The sequence below is a fragment of the Ruegeria sp. CL3 genome (assembly GCF_056536505.1).
The window spans coordinates 274,844-290,420 of sequence record NZ_JBQFPT010000001.1 but is presented as its reverse complement, the minus strand read 5'-3'; the positions used below and the strand labels follow the sequence as shown (position 1 = coordinate 290,420).

The window sequence follows — 15,577 nt, the reverse complement described above, 5'->3', positions numbered from 1 at the left end:
GCTATCCCCCCAAGAAACTCTTACGCACTTCGGGATCGGCCAGAAGTTCCTTGCCCGTACCGGTATAGGCGTTCCGCCCCTGAACCAGCACATATCCCTTGTCCGCGATCTCCAAGGCCTGGCGGGCGTTCTGTTCGACCATCAGGATCGGCAAACCGGTGCGCGAGACCTCGATGATCCGGTCAAACAACTCATCCATCACGATGGGCGAGACACCGGCGGTCGGCTCGTCCAGCATAAGTACTTTCGGCTGAGTCATCAGCGCGCGGCCCACGGCGACCTGTTGGCGCTGGCCACCCGACAGCTCTCCGGCCGCCTGATGGCGTTTGTCGCGTAGGATCGGGAACAGCTCATAGACCTGCTCCATCGTATCCGAGAAATCATCCCGGCGGATAAAGGCACCCATCTCAAGGTTCTCTTCCACCGTCATCGAGGTAAAGATGTTCGAGGTCTGCGGGACAAAACCCATCCCACGCATTACCCGATCCTGCGGCGTAAGCGCGGTGATATCCTCGCCGTCCAACCGAACCGCGCCCGAGCGCACATCCAGCATGCCGAATACGGCCTTCATCGCAGTAGACTTGCCCGCACCATTGGGCCCGACGATGACGGCAATCTCGCCCCGGTCGACGGCGATGGTGCAGTCGTGCAGAATGTCCGGCCCCTTGCCGTAACCACCTGTCATCGTGTCGCCGATCAGAAACGGCCCACCATCGACCTTTTGTGTCGCGCCGCTTTTGCGATGGGCCGGGGTCATGGTACCGACGCCGTGCGTGTTCGTGATCGACGCGTCCTTGTTGCCCTTGTCGTCGTGATAAGGATTGTCGCTCACGCCCCGGCCTCCAGCTTGTCTTTGTTCTTCAGGCCGGTGCCCAGATAGGCCTCGATCACGTGCTCATTGGCCTTGATCTCGTCCAATGTCCCCTCGGCCAGCACCTTGCCCTCGGCCATGCAAATGACGGGATCACAAATCTTGCCGATAAAATCCATGTCATGCTCGATGACGACGAAGGTATAGCCACGTTCTTTGTTCAGACGCAGGATCGTGTCGCCAATGGTCATCAACAGTGTGCGGTTCACACCCGCGCCGACCTCGTCCAGAAACACGATCTTCGCGTCGACCATCATGGTGCGACCAAGCTCCAGCAACTTCTTCTGTCCGCCCGAGACCTGACCCGCCTTGTGATCGGCCAGGTGTTCGATGGTCAGGAACTCCAGCACCTCATCAGCCTTGGCCCTAAGCGCGCGTTCCTCATCAGCAATCCGTTTGCGACCGAACCATGTGTTCCATAGCGATTCCCCGGATTGCGCACCGGGCACCATCATCAGGTTCTCGCGGCAGGTCATTGACGAGAACTCATGCGCGATCTGGAAGGTGCGTAGCAGGCCCTTGTGAAACAGCTCATGCGGGGGCAGGCCGGTGATATCCTCACCATCCATCACCACCTTGCCGCTGGTCGGCGGCAAGACACCCGCGATCACGTTGAACAAAGTGGTTTTTCCGGCCCCGTTCGGTCCGATCAGACCGGTGATCGAGCCCTTTTGGATTTCCAGCGATGCCCCGTCCACCGCATGAAACCCGCCGAAATGCTTATGCACGTCTTCGACGACGATCATCTTTTCCCCTAGCCGCCGTTTTCCGGCGTTGTTGCCACATCCCTGTACGAATGGTGCGGGCTTTTGTCATTGAAACAGCCCGGACACAAGGCCCGGGCTGCTTGTTTTTATGACTGTTAACCTTGGATCAACGGAAGTTGACGGTTTTGTTCTCGCCGTCGGTGACTTCGATCTCACGGTAAGAACCCGCGCTTTCACCGGGGCCGATCAGCTCAACACCGGAGGCACCGACATAGTCGATCTCCTGACCAGCAGCGAGCAGTTCCAGACCCTTGGCCAGTTCACCCGGGTAGATCTTCTCACCAGGTTCGTTGGCGACGTCCATGATCTTGGAACCATAGTCCGCTGGGTTGGCCGAACCTGCGGCCTGCATGGCCAGCATGAACAAGGCAGCAGCGTCATAGGATTCAGGCGAGTAGGGCGACGAGCCGTCGAAACCCGCCGCTTCGGCCATGGCAAAGTACTTCTCAGCACCCTCACCACCCGAGCCAGCGATCTGACCGAACGAACCGTTCAGGTCCGGACCGACATTGGCAGGCAGCGAGTCACCAATCATGCCGCCGGGCAGACCGAAGGTATCAAACGCGCCGCTGTCCAGAGCCGACTGGATGATGCCCAGACCACCTTGGTCCAGATAGCCCGCAACGACCAGAATGTCGCCACCGGCCGAGGCCAGCGCGCCAACTTCAGCCGAGTAGTCGGCCTTGCCGTCTTCGTGTGCTGCGACGATGGTGACTTCGCCACCCGACGCCTCGAACGAGGACTGGATCGCGTCCGCAAGACCCTTGCCGTAGTCGTTGTTGGTGTAGGTCAGAGCGATCGAGCTAATGCCACGATCGTTCAGGATGTCAGCCATCACCTGACCTTCACGCGCATCCGACGGCGCGGTGCGGAAGAACAGGCCGTTGTCTTCCATGGTCGACAGACCGGGCGACGTGGCCGATGGCGAGATCATCACCATGCCATTCGGAATCGCGACGTTCTGCAGGATCGCGCCGGTTACGCCCGAACAGTCACCGCCGATGATGCCAGCAACGCCGTCAGCGATCATACGCTCGCCGTTCGACGTGGACAGGCCGTTGTCGATACAACCGGTATCTGCGCGTGTTGCGGTTACGGTTGCTCCGTCCAGCAGCTTGCCGGATTCGGTGACTTCAGCCATCGCCATCTCGGCGCCCGAACCCATGGCAGGTGCCAGCGATTCAATCGGGCCGGTGAAGCCGAACAGAACGCCGAGCTTGACGTCTTCGGCCATTGCGGTACCCGCCAGCAGAGCGGAGGCTGCAGTTGCAGTCAGCAGCTTTTTCATATGGTTACTCCCTATTGTGAACGTATTCGTTCTGCGCATGACCCTAGGCAAGCAATCCGGAAAAGAAAAGTCCTAACGCAATCGTGTTTTTACGCTCCATAATCCTATTTGTTCTCATGGTGATAACGCTGTCAGTCCGAAAGGAAGTCCCATGACGCCCAGACCCTTTGCGATTCTTGCCTTGATGATCAGCGCAGGTCTCGCCTCCGCTGAGGAGCTTGAGACATCCCAAGGTCCGGTTCGGATCGAGCCGATGATCGAGGGACTGGATGCGCCTTGGGCCGTCGGCATCCTGCCCGATGGATCGTTTCTGGTGACCGAACGGGATGGCGATGTGCTCTATGTGTCTGACGGGAAATCTCAAAAAGTGAAGGGGGTTCCGAAAGTGGCCGCCAGAGGGCAGGGCGGCTTGCTTGACGTGACCATCGCGAGAGATTTCCCACAGACGCGTGAGGTCTTCCTGACCTTCTCGAAACCTCAGAGCACTGGGGCTGGCACCGCGCTGGCCGTCGCGCGACTGTCGGAGAACGGCAAACGCCTGACCAACACGCGCATCCTGTTCGAGGCCACGCCCGGAGGCTCGGGCGGGCGTCACTTTGGCTCTCGGGTGGTTGAGGCAGAGGACGGCAGTTTGTTTGTCACCATCGGGGATCGGGGGGATCGACCGGAGGCTCAGAACCGCTCAAACCCTATCGGGTCGATTATCCGCATCAACCGCGATGGCTCGGTTCCTGCAGACAACCCGTTTGTCGGGCAGGCGGATATTCGGCCCGAGATCTGGTCCTACGGGCACCGCAACCCTCAGGGTGCCGATCTGGACGCGCAGGGGCGTCTTTGGACATCCGAGCATGGCGCGCGCGGAGGGGACGAGGTTAACCTCGTGCAACCGGGGCTAAACTACGGGTGGCCCGTCATTTCCTATGGCAAGCACTACTCGGGCAAGACGATAGGCGAAGGCACTTCCAAAGATGGGATGGAGCAGCCACGCCACTATTGGGACCCTTCAATCGCGCCGTCGGGGTTGATGGTCTATTCAGGTGCGCTCTGGCCGGAATGGAAAGGCGACATCTTCGTGGGATCGCTCAAGTTTGATTACATCGCCCGGCTGGACGGCAACCCACTGCGCGAGGTCGAACAGATCAGAGGCCCCGAAACAGAGCGGGTCCGGGATATCGTTGAGGCCCCGGATGGGTCGATCTGGTTCATTTCCGTAGGCAATGGGGCAGTTTTCCGGCTTTCCCCGGATAGATAGATCAGTGCTCGCCCTCCTTGACTGTTGCCGAGTAACCGAGCTTGATCCTGTATCAAGAAACCATCTGAGGGTACGGTCCATTGCGCGACTTTTCGATTGAAATGTGTGACACGCTGCCAGATCAGGATGAGTTGAACGGCATCCTGTCCCAATATTATGCGTTGATCGTTGAGCGCATGACGGCCATGGGGTTTGAAATCGATCCGGCTGCGCCGCAAAGCGCGCTGGCTGAGTTTTGGGCACACTCAGAAGACTATCTGCCGCCAAACGGGTGCCTGGTTCTGGCACGAGACAGCGCGGCTAAGATCATCGGCTGTGGCATGATGAAACGGCTGGATCAGGACACTGGCGAATTGAAACGCGTGTTCGTGACCGAAGCCGCGCGCGGCACGGGTGCGGGGCGAGCCATGATACAAGCCCGAGAGGAGGCGGCCCGCGTACTGGGGTTAAAGCGCCTTGTGGCCGATACGCTTACGCCAAATGTCGAAATGCGGGACCTCTATCCGAAACTGGGATTTGTCGAACTGTCCGAACCCATTGAGACGACGACTTATCTGGATCAGCCGATGCTGAGACCCCATCTGCACTATTTTGAAAAGACCCTTTAGTCCGCGTCAGACGGACAGCCGCCCCGACTGTGCCCCACGCTCTCGATAGGGCGTCGTGTTGTAGTGCGCGCGGTAGCATTTCGAAAAATGGCTGGGCGAGGCAAAGCCACAGGCCAGAGCCACGTTGATTACGCTCATATCCGTTTGCATCAGCAGGTTGCGGGCTTTGTGCAGTCGCAATTCCATATAATAGCGCTTGGGGGAACGGCTTAGGTAACGGCGGAACAGACGCTCCAGCTGTCGGGTCGACATGCCGACATCCTTGGCCAGAATCGAAGGCGAGATCGGCTCTTCGATGTTCTTTTCCATCATCAGGATGACCTGGCTCAGCTTCGGATGTCGGACCCCAATCCGAGTGGGCGTCGACAAGCGCTGCGTGTCCTGATCCGTGCGGATTGAAGAATAGATCATCTGATCTGCCACTGCGCTGGCCAGACCCTCGCCATAGTCATTCGCGATCAGTTTCAGCATCAGATCAATGGATGAGGTGCCCCCCGCGGTCGTCATCCGGTTGCCGTCGACCTGAAACACGGATTTGGTCAATTCCACATTGTCGAACTCTTCAATGAAGCTGTCCGAGTTTTCCCAGTGGATGGTCGCTCGCTTACCCTCCAGCAGCCCCGCTTTGGCAAGCGAATAGGCTGCTGTACACAAGCCACCGATCCGAAGCCCTTTGCGGGCCTCGCGCCGCATCCAGTTCAGGATCTTCTTGGTGGTTGCGGTTTTTACCTCGACCCCGCCGCAGATCAGTACGATGTCATCACGCTGCAGCTCGATCAGGTCCTGATCCAGCTTGAACGTCGTGCCCGCGGAACACGATATCATGTCACCACCTTCACCGATCAGGGACCATGTATAGACGGGCCTATCAGCCATACGATTGGCAATGCGCAGGCTGTCCAGAGCCGACGCAAAAGACAAAAGCGAAAATCCATCTAGTAAGACGAATACAAAATTAATCGGCTTGTCGACGTTACCGTCGACTTTGACAACTTGGCGTTGTTCTTGCATGGGTTTTTGTCCTTGATTCGGTGGCCGATGCGCCTTGGGCGCGCATGATTTGACAGATACCATGATCAAAGCTTGTTTACGACGTCAAGAGCCGCAAATCGGATATGGTCTCTCTTCCCGGCTTTTTGTATAGAGACCACCTGAATACTATCAGCGGAGATCAAGGCTATGACCGAATGGCAAAAATCGAACTGGCGCAACAAGCCCCGGGTTCAGATGCCAGACTATACCGACGCGGCAGCACTTGCCAAAGTCGAGGCGCAGCTTTCGCAGTATCCCCCGCTGGTCTTTGCCGGTGAGGCGCGGCGTCTCAAGCAACATTTGGGTGCCGCCGGTCGCGGCGAGGCTTTCCTGTTGCAGGGCGGGGATTGTGCTGAAAGCTTTGAACAATTCAGCGCGGATGCGATCCGTGACACGTTCAAAGTGATGCTGCAAATGGCGATGGTTCTGACCTATGGCGCCAAGGTGCCGGTGGTCAAAGTGGGCCGTATGGCTGGGCAGTTTGCCAAACCGCGTAGCGCACCGACCGAGGTTGTGGATGGCGTTGAGCTGCCCAGCTACCGTGGCGACATCATCAACGAGCTGGATTTCACGCCCGAGGCGCGGATTCCGAATCCGTCCAAGATGCTGCAGGCCTACACACAGGCCGCCGCCACGCTGAACCTGCTGCGCGCGTTCTCGACCGGTGGTTTCGCCGACATGAGCCGCGTGCATTCCTGGACGCTGGGCTTCACGGATGAACAGGACGTTCAGAAATACTCCGAGATTGCCGACCGCATTCAGGACACGATCGACTTCATGGGTGCTGCGGGCATCACCGCCGAGACGACGCATGAGTTCTCGACCGTTGAGTTCTACACCAGCCACGAAGGTCTGTTGCTGGAATATGAAGAGGCGTTGACCCGTCTGGATTCGACTTCGGGCAACTGGCTGGCAGGTTCCGGTCACATGATCTGGATCGGCGACCGCACCCGTCAGCCCGACGGCGCGCATGTGGAATTCTGCCGTGGCGTTCAGAACCCGATCGGTCTGAAATGTGGCCCGACCACAACGGCCGAGGACCTCAAGGTGCTGATGTCCAAGCTGAACCCCGAAAACGAAGAGGGTCGTCTGACCCTGATCGCCCGCTTCGGTGCAGGCAAGGCGGGCGAGCATTTGCCGCGTCTGGTCAAAGCGGTCAAGGAAGAGGGTGCCAAGGTCACTTGGGTCTGCGACCCGATGCACGGCAACACGATCAAATCGGCCACTGGGTACAAAACCCGCCCGTTCGATTCGGTCTTGCGCGAAGTGCGCGACTTCTTTGGCGTGCATCAGGCCGAAGGTACTATCCCCGGCGGTGTACATTTCGAGATGACTGGTCTGGATGTCACTGAATGCACCGGCGGCGTGCGTGCCGTGACCGAAGAGGACCTCTCGGACCGGTATCACACCGCATGCGACCCGCGTTTGAACGCGTCGCAATCACTGGAACTGGCCTTCTTGGTCGCCGAAGAACTGACCAACCTGCGCCGCGACCGCACCAAGCGCGAAGCAAGCTAAGGTCCGAACAATCAAAGAAAACGGCGGGTCCTTGGCCCGCCGTTTTTCTTTGGATCAATCGTCGCGCGATGCAACCAGCCTGAGGTGCCCCTTGGGGCGTTTGAACTCTGCCTTGCCCTCGGCAAAGCCCTCAGCAAAACCCTCTGTGACCTCCAGCTTTGGCTTGGCCGGGGCCTGAACCTCGCTCACGGGTTTGATCCGGGTGTCTTGGATTGAGAAGCGGCGCGGTGTCGCTCCGATCGCGCCGTCACTGACCATGACGCCCATGACGCGGCTGACATCCCCCAGATCGCTTTTTAGCGGCAAAAGCAGCATCCGCGCCTGCATCCGGGCGCGTCCGAATGCACCGCTCGACACCATATCCCATTCGGCAATGGCGGGGTTGGCAAAGACCTGCTCCAGAGCATTCGTGGCTGTCTTGCGCGCCTCGGGATCGAAAAACGCGGTCAGAGGCATGCCGCGCACCTCCATCCCGGCCAGCTTGTTCAGGTGGCTACCCGCAAGGCGAAACCGGGCCAGACCGGGGGCAATCCGCTCGAGAATGAAGGTGTATTCCAGAATATTCTCAAGCCCGCGCGGATCAATCTGCGACCGCATAGGCACCCCATTGCCGTCAAGCAAGGCGGTCCAGTAGGCCTCGGCCTGACGGATCGGTGAGAGGCTGCGCCCGCTGTCAAAGCGATCCATTGCGACAATCTTTCCAAGTTTGGACTTCGAGCCAGTCCTAAAAAAGGTTTTCATTTTCATCACCCTAGCGCCTAATCACCGTCATTTTCATAAAATGCAACATATCGGAGGCATTTTCGGCCAAACGACCGAGCTAGAGACATGATTGACACGGGTTGAGTAAATTTTGGAGTAATTCTTTAACGAATGGTTAACTTCTGTCGGACAGAGGCGGTCTCAGCAAACTCTTGCCCTGCACCGGGCAATGGCATTAGGTGCGGCAGACACGAAGACTGACAGCGATGGAAAGGGCAGTGATGATCAAATCCATGACCGGGTTCGCCTCGGGCAAGGGAGAGTTCGGCCCCCATAGCTGGACATGGGAACTGCGCAGCGTGAACGGCAAGGGGCTGGACATGCGCATTCGCGTCCCCGACTGGCTGACGGGCCTTGAGGCCGCGTTGCGGGCCGTTCTGTCCAAATCGCTGAGCCGAGGCAATGTGACCCTGTCGTTGCGGATCAGCCGGGACGAATCCCAGCCGGATCTGGCCTTGAATATGGTTGCCATGACGGCGGCCTTGGATGCCTTGCAACAGACACAGGCCATGGCCGAGGCAAGGGGGATTGCACTTGCCCCCTCCAAGGCGAGTGATCTGCTGACCCTCAAAGGAATGCTGGATGCAGGGGCCGAGGCCGACGATCCGGCCCCGCTGGTCGCGCAGATGACCACCGAATTCACTCCACTTTTGGCGGCGTTTCTCGACATGCGTCAGACCGAAGGCGAGGCTCTAGCAGCGATCTTGGCGTCTCAGCTGGATCAGGTTGCGGAGTTGACCGCGAAGGCCACCGAACTGGCCGAACAGCGCAAGGACAAGATGGCCGATGCGCTGCGCGAAAACCTCGCCCGCGTGCTGGACAACGCCCAAGGGGTCGAACCTGAGAGAGTTGCACAAGAACTCGCCCTGATCGCCGTCAAGGCCGACATCACCGAAGAGATCGACCGTCTCAGCGCCCATGTCACCGCTGCGCGAGACCTTCTGGCGCAGGATGGTGCGGTTGGCCGCAAGCTGGATTTCCTGATGCAGGAGTTCAACCGCGAGGCCAACACCCTCTGCTCCAAGGCGCAAAGCGCCGATCTGACCTCGGTCGGGTTGGAGTTGAAAGCGGTGATCGATCAGATGCGCGAGCAGGTACAAAACGTTGAATAACAGTAGGAAGAACTGACATGGCAGATCGCCGCGGCCTCCTTATCATCCTGTCATCCCCCTCGGGCGCCGGCAAATCCACCTTGGCCCGCAGACTGATGGCCTGGGATACCGACCTCGAATTCTCGATCTCGGCCACAACCCGCGAACCGCGTCCGGGTGAAGAACACGGTCGCGAGTACTACTTCTTGTCCGAAGACGAGTTCAAACAGCAGGTGGCCGATGGGCAAATGCTGGAACATGCGCATGTGTTCGGCAACTTCTATGGCTCACCCGCCGGACCGGTACGCGAGTCCATCGAATCCGGCAAGGATGTGCTGTTCGACGTGGACTGGCAGGGCGAGGTGCAGATCCGAAACTCAGATCTGGGCAAACACGCGCTGTCGATCTTCATCCTGCCGCCCTCGATCCCCGAACTACGCCGCCGGTTGGAAAGCCGGGCTCAGGACAGCGCCGATGTGATCGGCAAGCGCATGCTGAAAAGCTGGGATGAGATCAGCCACTGGGGCTACTACGACTATGTATTGGTGAATGACGATCTGGATTCGACAGAGGAAAAGCTGAAGACCATCGTCAGCGCCGAACGGATGCGTCGCATACAGCAACCGAAACTGCAAAACCACGTCCGCACCCTGCAGATGGAATTCGAGGAGCAGTCATGACGATCTACGCGCTAGGAGATCACACGCCCCAAATCCACGAAGACACCTGGGTTGCGCCGGACGCCAATCTGATCGGCAAGGTGGTGCTGGAAGAGGGCGCCTCGGTCTGGTTTGGCTGCACGATCCGGGCGGAACACGAAGAAATCCGCGTCGGCGCGGGTAGCAATGTACAAGAACACTGCGTCATGCATGTCGACCCTGGTTTTCCGCTGACCATCAAGGCGAACTGCACAATCGGGCACAAGGTCATGCTGCATGGCTGCACGATCGGTGAGAACTCTCTCATCGGGATGGGGGCGATCATTCTGAACGGGGCGAAGATCGGCAAGAACTGCCTGATCGGGGCAGGGGCACTGATCACGGAAAACAAAGAGATCCCTGACAACTCGCTGGTCATGGGGTCTCCGGGCAAGGTGGTGCGGCAGCTGGATGAGGCCGCAGCCCAGCGGAACACGCTCAGCGCGCTGCACTATCAACAGAACATGCGCAAATTCAGGGAAACCCTGAAACCGTTGGCTTAAGCGGCAGGAAATCAATCGGACATGGCTGAAAACCTTCTGGAAGAATATGTATCGGCCATTCCGATGCCCGCGCTTCTGGTCGACCAGACCGAACGGATCATCGCCGCCAATACCGACGCCAAAACCCTGCTTAGCCAGAACATCACGGGCCGTCATTTTGCGACGATCCTCAGGCAGCCTCAGGTCATTGAAGCGATTGAACAAAGCCTGCGCAGCAAGAGTCCGGCCAAAACGCGGCACCTTTCAAATGATGGCGCGCAGGATACGACCTTCGAGGTGATTTGCCGCTATATGAACGGGATCGGCGCGGTGTCGGGCGGAGCGGTGCTGACGATCTTTCAGGACATCACGCATCTAGAACAAGCCAGCCAGATGCGCCGGGATTTCGTCGCCAATGTCAGCCATGAGCTCCGCACCCCTCTGACAGCCTTGATGGGCTTCATAGAAACCCTGCGCGGCCCGGCGCGAGATGACGACGCCGCGCGTGAGCGATTTCTGCAGATCATGACGGATGAGGCAAACCGCATGAATCGCCTTGTCGGCGATCTGCTGTCTCTCAACCGGGTCGAAAGCGAGGAACGCGTACGCCCGAAAGAGGAAGTGGAACTGACGGGCCTGCTCCAATCCACCCTGAACTCTTTGCGCCCTCTGGCCGATGATGCCGAGGTGGTGCTGACGCTTGATGCGCCTGAGGGTCCGGTGACCATGACCGGCGACAGCGATCAGTTGCGTCAAGTGTTTACCAACCTGGTCGAGAACGGCATCAAATATGGCGGCAGCGGCGGCAGTGTCGAGTTGCGCGTGACCACCTCAGAGAGAGACACGGCGATGCGTGGCCCGGCAGTTCGGGTGCAGATCATCGATCGGGGGCCAGGCATTGATTCCGTTCACCTGCCGCGACTCACCGAGCGGTTCTATCGCGCCGACAGTCACAGATCGCGCCAATTGGGCGGAACCGGGCTTGGACTCGCGATTGTGAAGCATATCGTCAACCGTCACCGCGGTCGCCTTCGGGTGGAAAGCGATTTGGGAAAAGGCACTGTTTTTACAGTGATTTTACCGCGTTAGAAGGCGGGCTTCCATAAAGCCGTCAAAGCCGCGCCGAAAGATTTATGACAGCAGGACGTAAGAAAAACCCCGCTTGTCATAAAACTGTTACGTACCTGTCACAAAAGCCTTACGCACGGGGCCTAGTGGTTCGCGCAAGATCATCATGGGGGTGATCAAAAACCCAATTCTCAAGGAGACTGAAATGTCCTTTGTAAAACTGTCGGCTTCTGCGCTGGCAATTGCTGCCGTTTCGGCAACCACTGCTGCAGCTCGTGACAACGTTCAGGTTGCTGGTTCGTCAACCGTTCTGCCTTACGCATCGATCGTCGCAGAACTGTTTGGCGAGAACACCGACTTCCCGACACCGGTTGTTGAATCGGGTGGTTCGTCGGCTGGCCTGAAACGTTTCTGCGAAGGCGTTGGCGAGAACACCATCGACGTTGCAAACGCGTCGCGCGCTATCCGTGAGAAAGAAATCAAAGCCTGTGCCGAAAACGGCGTGACCGACATCATGGAAGTCCGCATCGGCTACGACGGCATCGTCTTTGCAAGCCAGCAGTCTGGCCCTGCCTTCAACGCGTTTGAGCCTTCGGACATCTTCAACGCTCTGGGCGCAAAGGTTCTGAAAGACGGCGAGATCGTCGACAACCCATACAACACTTGGGCCGAGTTCAACGGCGACCTGCCTGACGTTGAAATCGCAGGCTTCATCCCCGGCACCAAGCACGGCACCCGTGAAGTGTTCGAAGAAAAAGTTCTGCTGATCGGCTGTGAAGCAACTGGCGCCATGGAAGCGATGATCGCTGGCGGCATGAGCGAAGATGACGCAGAAGACGCATGCTTGGCTGTTCGTACCGATGGCAAATCGGTCGACATCGACGGTGACTACACCGAGACCCTGGCCCGTATCGACACCAACCCGAACGGCATCGGCGTCTTCGGTCTGGCGTTCTACGAGAACAACACCGACAAGCTGAAAGTTGCGACCATGTCGGGTATCGCACCATCGACCGAGACCATCTCGACCGGTGAATATCCTGTATCGCGTCCGCTGTTCTTCTACGTGAAGAAAGCTCATATCGGCGTGATCCCTGGTCTGAAAGAATACGCTCAGTTCTTCGTCGCTGACGAAATCGCTGGCCCCTCGAGCCCGCTGGCCAATTATGGTCTGGTTGCCGACCCTGAGCTGGCAAAAACTCAGGAAGCGATTAACAACGAAGTGACCATGGGTTCGGGCAGCTAAGCCGATCTATGGATGAATGTTTGGGGCGGCGGATCTCGCCGTCCCTTTCTGCGACTTTGGCCCAGTCAGGAATAGTGGGGATATGATGCCGATATTTTGGCTTGTTCTGATCGTTTTGGCGATCGCTGTGCTCGGCTATGTTCTGGGACGGGCCCGCGCAATTCAAAGCGCAGGAGGCGAACCGCGAGACTTGCATTCGCTGCCGGCCTATTACGGCGCAAATGTTCTTTTGAAGACGATTGTCCCGGCTTTTGGCCTTCTCATTATCTGGCTGCTTGTTCAGCCGTTGTATGTGAACTCCAAGGTCTCGGGCATGATCCCCGATACCTCAGTCAAAGAGGGTTCCTCCCTAAGTTTGGTCATGGCCGAGGTGCGTCGCACAGCAAGCGGACTTCAAGCCGCCGTGTCGCAGGGGAATATGACCGAAGCAGCCGCTAGTGACCCCCAAGCCGATCTGACCGAAGTGACTCAGAATTTGAAAGATGCGGGTCAGGTGGTTACATCTGATATCACCCAACCGGTGTTAAACGCGGCACAGAGCCATCGCGCGTTGAATGCAACCGGATATGGAATCATGACCGTCGTGGTTCTGGTGGTGGCGCTGATTGGCGCCGGGGCAGGCTGGATGCAAACCAAGGCGGACTATCGCGCCCGCAACGTTGTTGAGCAGGGTGTGCGCTTTCTGCTCCTGGCAGCGGCCTCGATTGCTATTCTGACCACTGTTGGCATTGTTCTGTCTCTGGTTTTCAATACGTGGGAGTTTTTCAAGCTTTACCCAGCGCCAGAGTTCTTTTTTGGCCTGACCTGGTCGCCCAGCTTTTCGGGCCGGGGCGGGTTGTCGGAACTTGGGATCATCCCGCTGCTTTGGGGCACGCTCTATATTTCTATCGTTGCTCTGCTGGTGGCTGTGCCGATTGGGCTGTTTGCCGCGATTTACCTCAGCGAATATGCATCGCCCGCCGTGCGGTCTGTTGCCAAGCCGTTGCTGGAGGTTCTGGCGGGCATTCCAACCATCGTATACGGCTTGTTCGCCCTGCTGACCGTCGGTCCTCTTTTGTTGGACGTCTTTGGTGACAACGGATTGGGCTGGATGAAGGCGGGTACGGCCGTGATGACGGCCGGTCTGGTGATGGGCATCATGCTGATCCCATTTGTCTCGTCGCTGTCAGACGACATCATCAACGCCGTGCCACAGGCGATGCGCGACGGGTCCTATGGCCTGGGCGCTACGCAGTCCGAGACCATTCGTCAGGTGGTTCTGCCTGCCGCGCTACCGGGCATCGTAGGTGCGATCCTGCTGGCAGCCTCACGTGCTATTGGTGAGACCATGATCGTGGTTCTGGGGGCAGGGGCAGCCGCGCGGCTTAGCCTGAACCCGTTTGAGGCGATGACAACCGTCACCGCAAAAATCGTAAGCCAGTTGACCGGCGACGCAGACTTTGCCTCGCCAGAAGCGCTGGTTGCCTTTGCGCTTGGCATGACACTGTTCGTTGTCACGCTGGGCCTGAACGTCTTTGCCCTTTACATCGTGCGCAAGTACCGGGAGCAGTACGAATGACCGACGCAAGCATGCAAAACACAGAAACGGGTCGCCAAGCTGTTTCCCTGACTGCGTATGATGCGCGGACCCGCAAACGCGCCAAGGCGGAAAAACGCTTCCGTGCCTATGGTATCGTCGCGATTGCGACCGGTCTGTTCTTCCTGATCGTCCTGTTCGCATCGATCCTGTCCGAGGGTATTCCGGCCTTCACCCGGACCGTTGTCAGCGTAGAGTTCACCCTGACCCAACCAGAACAGGAAGAGGCTGAAAGCACGCTGTTCAAGACCAAAGCCTATTCGGACCTATTCATCGCGGCACTGAACAAAGAGCTCGATGAAAGCGGTCTCCAAGTCGATTTCGACGAAGCGGCAATTGAGCGTCTGCTGGGTAAAGTTGGCGGAACCATCCGAACCTTCTATTCAGACAACCCGGACAAATTAGGCGAGCCTATCGAGTTTGATCTGGCGGCCTCAAGCCGCGTCGATGGATACTTTAAGGGCCGGGTGTCGCGTGACACCATACAGGATAGTCGCTTCCTCCAGAAAAGCGATCTGGATCTGGTCGATGCACTTAAGGAAGCTGGAATCATCAAACAGGTCTTCAACTGGCCGTTCATCACCGGGGCAGACTCGGGCGTGGACAACCCTGGCGGCGCTGGCATCGGTGCTTCGGTTGTCGGATCGTTCTTCATGATGCTGGTGGTTCTGGCGCTTTCGCTGCCGATTGGCGTAGCCGCGTCGATCTATCTGGAAGAATTCGCGCCGCAAAACAGGTTCACCGATCTGATTGAGGTGAATATTTCGAACCTGGCTGCGGTTCCTTCGATCGTGTTTGGTATCCTTGGTCTGGCTGTCTTCATTCAGTTCATGCACCTGCCGCAATCGGCCCCGCTGGTCGGTGGTCTGGTGCTGACCTTGATGACCTTGCCAACGATCATCATCTCGACCCGGGCGTCGCTGAAAGCAGTTCCGCCGTCGATCCGTGATGCCGCGCTTGGGGTAGGGGCTTCCAAAATGCAGGCCGTCTTCCACCACGTTCTGCCGCTGGCCGCGCCCGGTATCCTGACCGGCACAATCATTGGTCTGGCGCAGGCGCTGGGGGAAACCGCTCCGCTTTTGCTGATCGGGATGGTGGGCTTTGTTGCCCGTGGCTACCCAGACGGATTCCTTGCCGGGTTCACAGAACCAAACTCAGCTATGCCTGCCCAGATTTACACTTGGGCTGCGCGCGCAGACGTTGGGTTCTACGAAAAAGCTTGGGGCGGGATCATCATCCTTTTGATTTTCCTGCTGACAATGAACATCATCGCAATCATTCTGCGCCGCCGCTTTGAACGCCGCTGGTAAGAAGGGCA

General features: G+C 58.2%; 15 protein-coding genes. 10 read left to right on the top strand and 5 right to left on the bottom strand.

What is annotated here, in order from left to right:
- Position 1: 1 nt before the first annotated feature.
- From ACR0NO_RS01495 to ACR0NO_RS01485, 3 genes are all read right to left on the bottom strand, one after another.
- A complete protein-coding gene (locus tag ACR0NO_RS01495; protein WP_170466965.1) occupies positions 2-832 on the bottom strand; it encodes an ABC transporter ATP-binding protein in 831 nt (276 codons plus the stop codon).
- The gene (locus tag ACR0NO_RS01490) at positions 829-1,617 is read right to left on the bottom strand and encodes an ABC transporter ATP-binding protein (protein WP_170458187.1); all 789 of its coding nucleotides are present in this window, start codon (positions 1,615-1,617) and stop codon (positions 829-831) included. The genes ACR0NO_RS01495 and ACR0NO_RS01490 overlap by 4 nt, the downstream gene beginning before the upstream one ends.
- A gap of 127 nt (positions 1,618-1,744) precedes the next feature.
- Entirely contained in the window at positions 1,745-2,926 is a 1,182-nt protein-coding gene (locus tag ACR0NO_RS01485; protein ID WP_480722736.1) for an ABC transporter substrate-binding protein, read from the bottom strand.
- Positions 2,927-3,077: 151 nt separating this feature from the next.
- Between ACR0NO_RS01485 and ACR0NO_RS01480 the strand changes: the two genes are divergently transcribed.
- Both ACR0NO_RS01480 and ACR0NO_RS01475 read left to right on the top strand, forming a co-directional pair.
- Positions 3,078-4,178: a PQQ-dependent sugar dehydrogenase gene (locus ACR0NO_RS01480; RefSeq protein WP_480722735.1), complete on the top strand. Its 1,101-nt coding sequence runs from the start codon at positions 3,078-3,080 to the stop codon at positions 4,176-4,178.
- An 80-nt stretch (positions 4,179-4,258) separates the two neighbouring features.
- The gene (locus ACR0NO_RS01475) at positions 4,259-4,786 is read left to right on the top strand and encodes a GNAT family N-acetyltransferase (RefSeq protein ID WP_170665134.1); all 528 of its coding nucleotides are present in this window, start codon (positions 4,259-4,261) and stop codon (positions 4,784-4,786) included.
- A gap of 6 nt (positions 4,787-4,792) precedes the next feature.
- Here ACR0NO_RS01475 and ACR0NO_RS01470 read toward each other — a convergent pair whose 3' ends face one another.
- The gene (locus tag ACR0NO_RS01470) at positions 4,793-5,797 is read right to left on the bottom strand and encodes a GlxA family transcriptional regulator (RefSeq protein WP_170373709.1); all 1,005 of its coding nucleotides are present in this window, start codon (positions 5,795-5,797) and stop codon (positions 4,793-4,795) included.
- Positions 5,798-5,965: 168 nt separating this feature from the next.
- Between ACR0NO_RS01470 and ACR0NO_RS01465 the strand changes: the two genes are divergently transcribed.
- Positions 5,966-7,336, top strand: coding sequence for a class II 3-deoxy-7-phosphoheptulonate synthase (locus ACR0NO_RS01465; RefSeq protein ID WP_170373710.1), 1,371 nt, complete (start codon positions 5,966-5,968; stop codon positions 7,334-7,336).
- 54 nt (positions 7,337-7,390) lie between these two features.
- Here the strand turns inward: ACR0NO_RS01465 and ACR0NO_RS01460 are convergent, their stop codons facing one another.
- Positions 7,391-8,023, bottom strand: coding sequence for a PAS domain-containing protein (locus ACR0NO_RS01460; protein ID WP_480670877.1), 633 nt, complete (start codon positions 8,021-8,023; stop codon positions 7,391-7,393).
- 296 nt (positions 8,024-8,319) lie between these two features.
- Between ACR0NO_RS01460 and ACR0NO_RS01455 the strand changes: the two genes are divergently transcribed.
- The 7 genes from ACR0NO_RS01455 to pstA all read left to right on the top strand — a co-directional run bounded on the left by ACR0NO_RS01455 (position 8,320) and on the right by pstA (position 15,569).
- Positions 8,320-9,210, top strand: a complete 891-nt coding sequence (locus tag ACR0NO_RS01455; RefSeq protein WP_480722734.1) for a YicC/YloC family endoribonuclease — start codon at positions 8,320-8,322, stop codon at positions 9,208-9,210.
- 17 nt (positions 9,211-9,227) lie between these two features.
- Positions 9,228-9,869 (top strand): guanylate kinase, encoded by a 642-nt coding sequence (gmk, locus tag ACR0NO_RS01450; RefSeq protein WP_170487126.1) that lies wholly within the window; start codon positions 9,228-9,230, stop codon positions 9,867-9,869.
- Positions 9,866-10,390, top strand: a complete 525-nt coding sequence (locus ACR0NO_RS01445; protein ID WP_480722733.1) for a gamma carbonic anhydrase family protein — start codon at positions 9,866-9,868, stop codon at positions 10,388-10,390. Before gmk ends, ACR0NO_RS01445 begins: the two co-directional genes overlap by 4 nt.
- A 21-nt stretch (positions 10,391-10,411) precedes the next feature.
- A complete protein-coding gene (locus ACR0NO_RS01440; protein ID WP_480722732.1) occupies positions 10,412-11,458 on the top strand; it encodes a sensor histidine kinase in 1,047 nt (348 codons plus the stop codon).
- A 184-nt stretch (positions 11,459-11,642) separates the two neighbouring features.
- The gene (locus ACR0NO_RS01435) at positions 11,643-12,683 is read left to right on the top strand and encodes a substrate-binding domain-containing protein (RefSeq protein WP_170548721.1); all 1,041 of its coding nucleotides are present in this window, start codon (positions 11,643-11,645) and stop codon (positions 12,681-12,683) included.
- An 85-nt stretch (positions 12,684-12,768) separates the two neighbouring features.
- Complete coding sequence (gene pstC, locus ACR0NO_RS01430) at positions 12,769-14,241, top strand: phosphate ABC transporter permease subunit PstC (RefSeq protein ID WP_170638703.1); 1,473 nt, start codon at positions 12,769-12,771, stop codon at positions 14,239-14,241.
- Complete coding sequence (pstA, locus tag ACR0NO_RS01425) at positions 14,238-15,569, top strand: phosphate ABC transporter permease PstA (RefSeq protein ID WP_480722731.1); 1,332 nt, start codon at positions 14,238-14,240, stop codon at positions 15,567-15,569. The genes pstC and pstA overlap by 4 nt, the downstream gene beginning before the upstream one ends.
- The last annotated feature ends 8 nt before the right edge of the window (positions 15,570-15,577 follow it).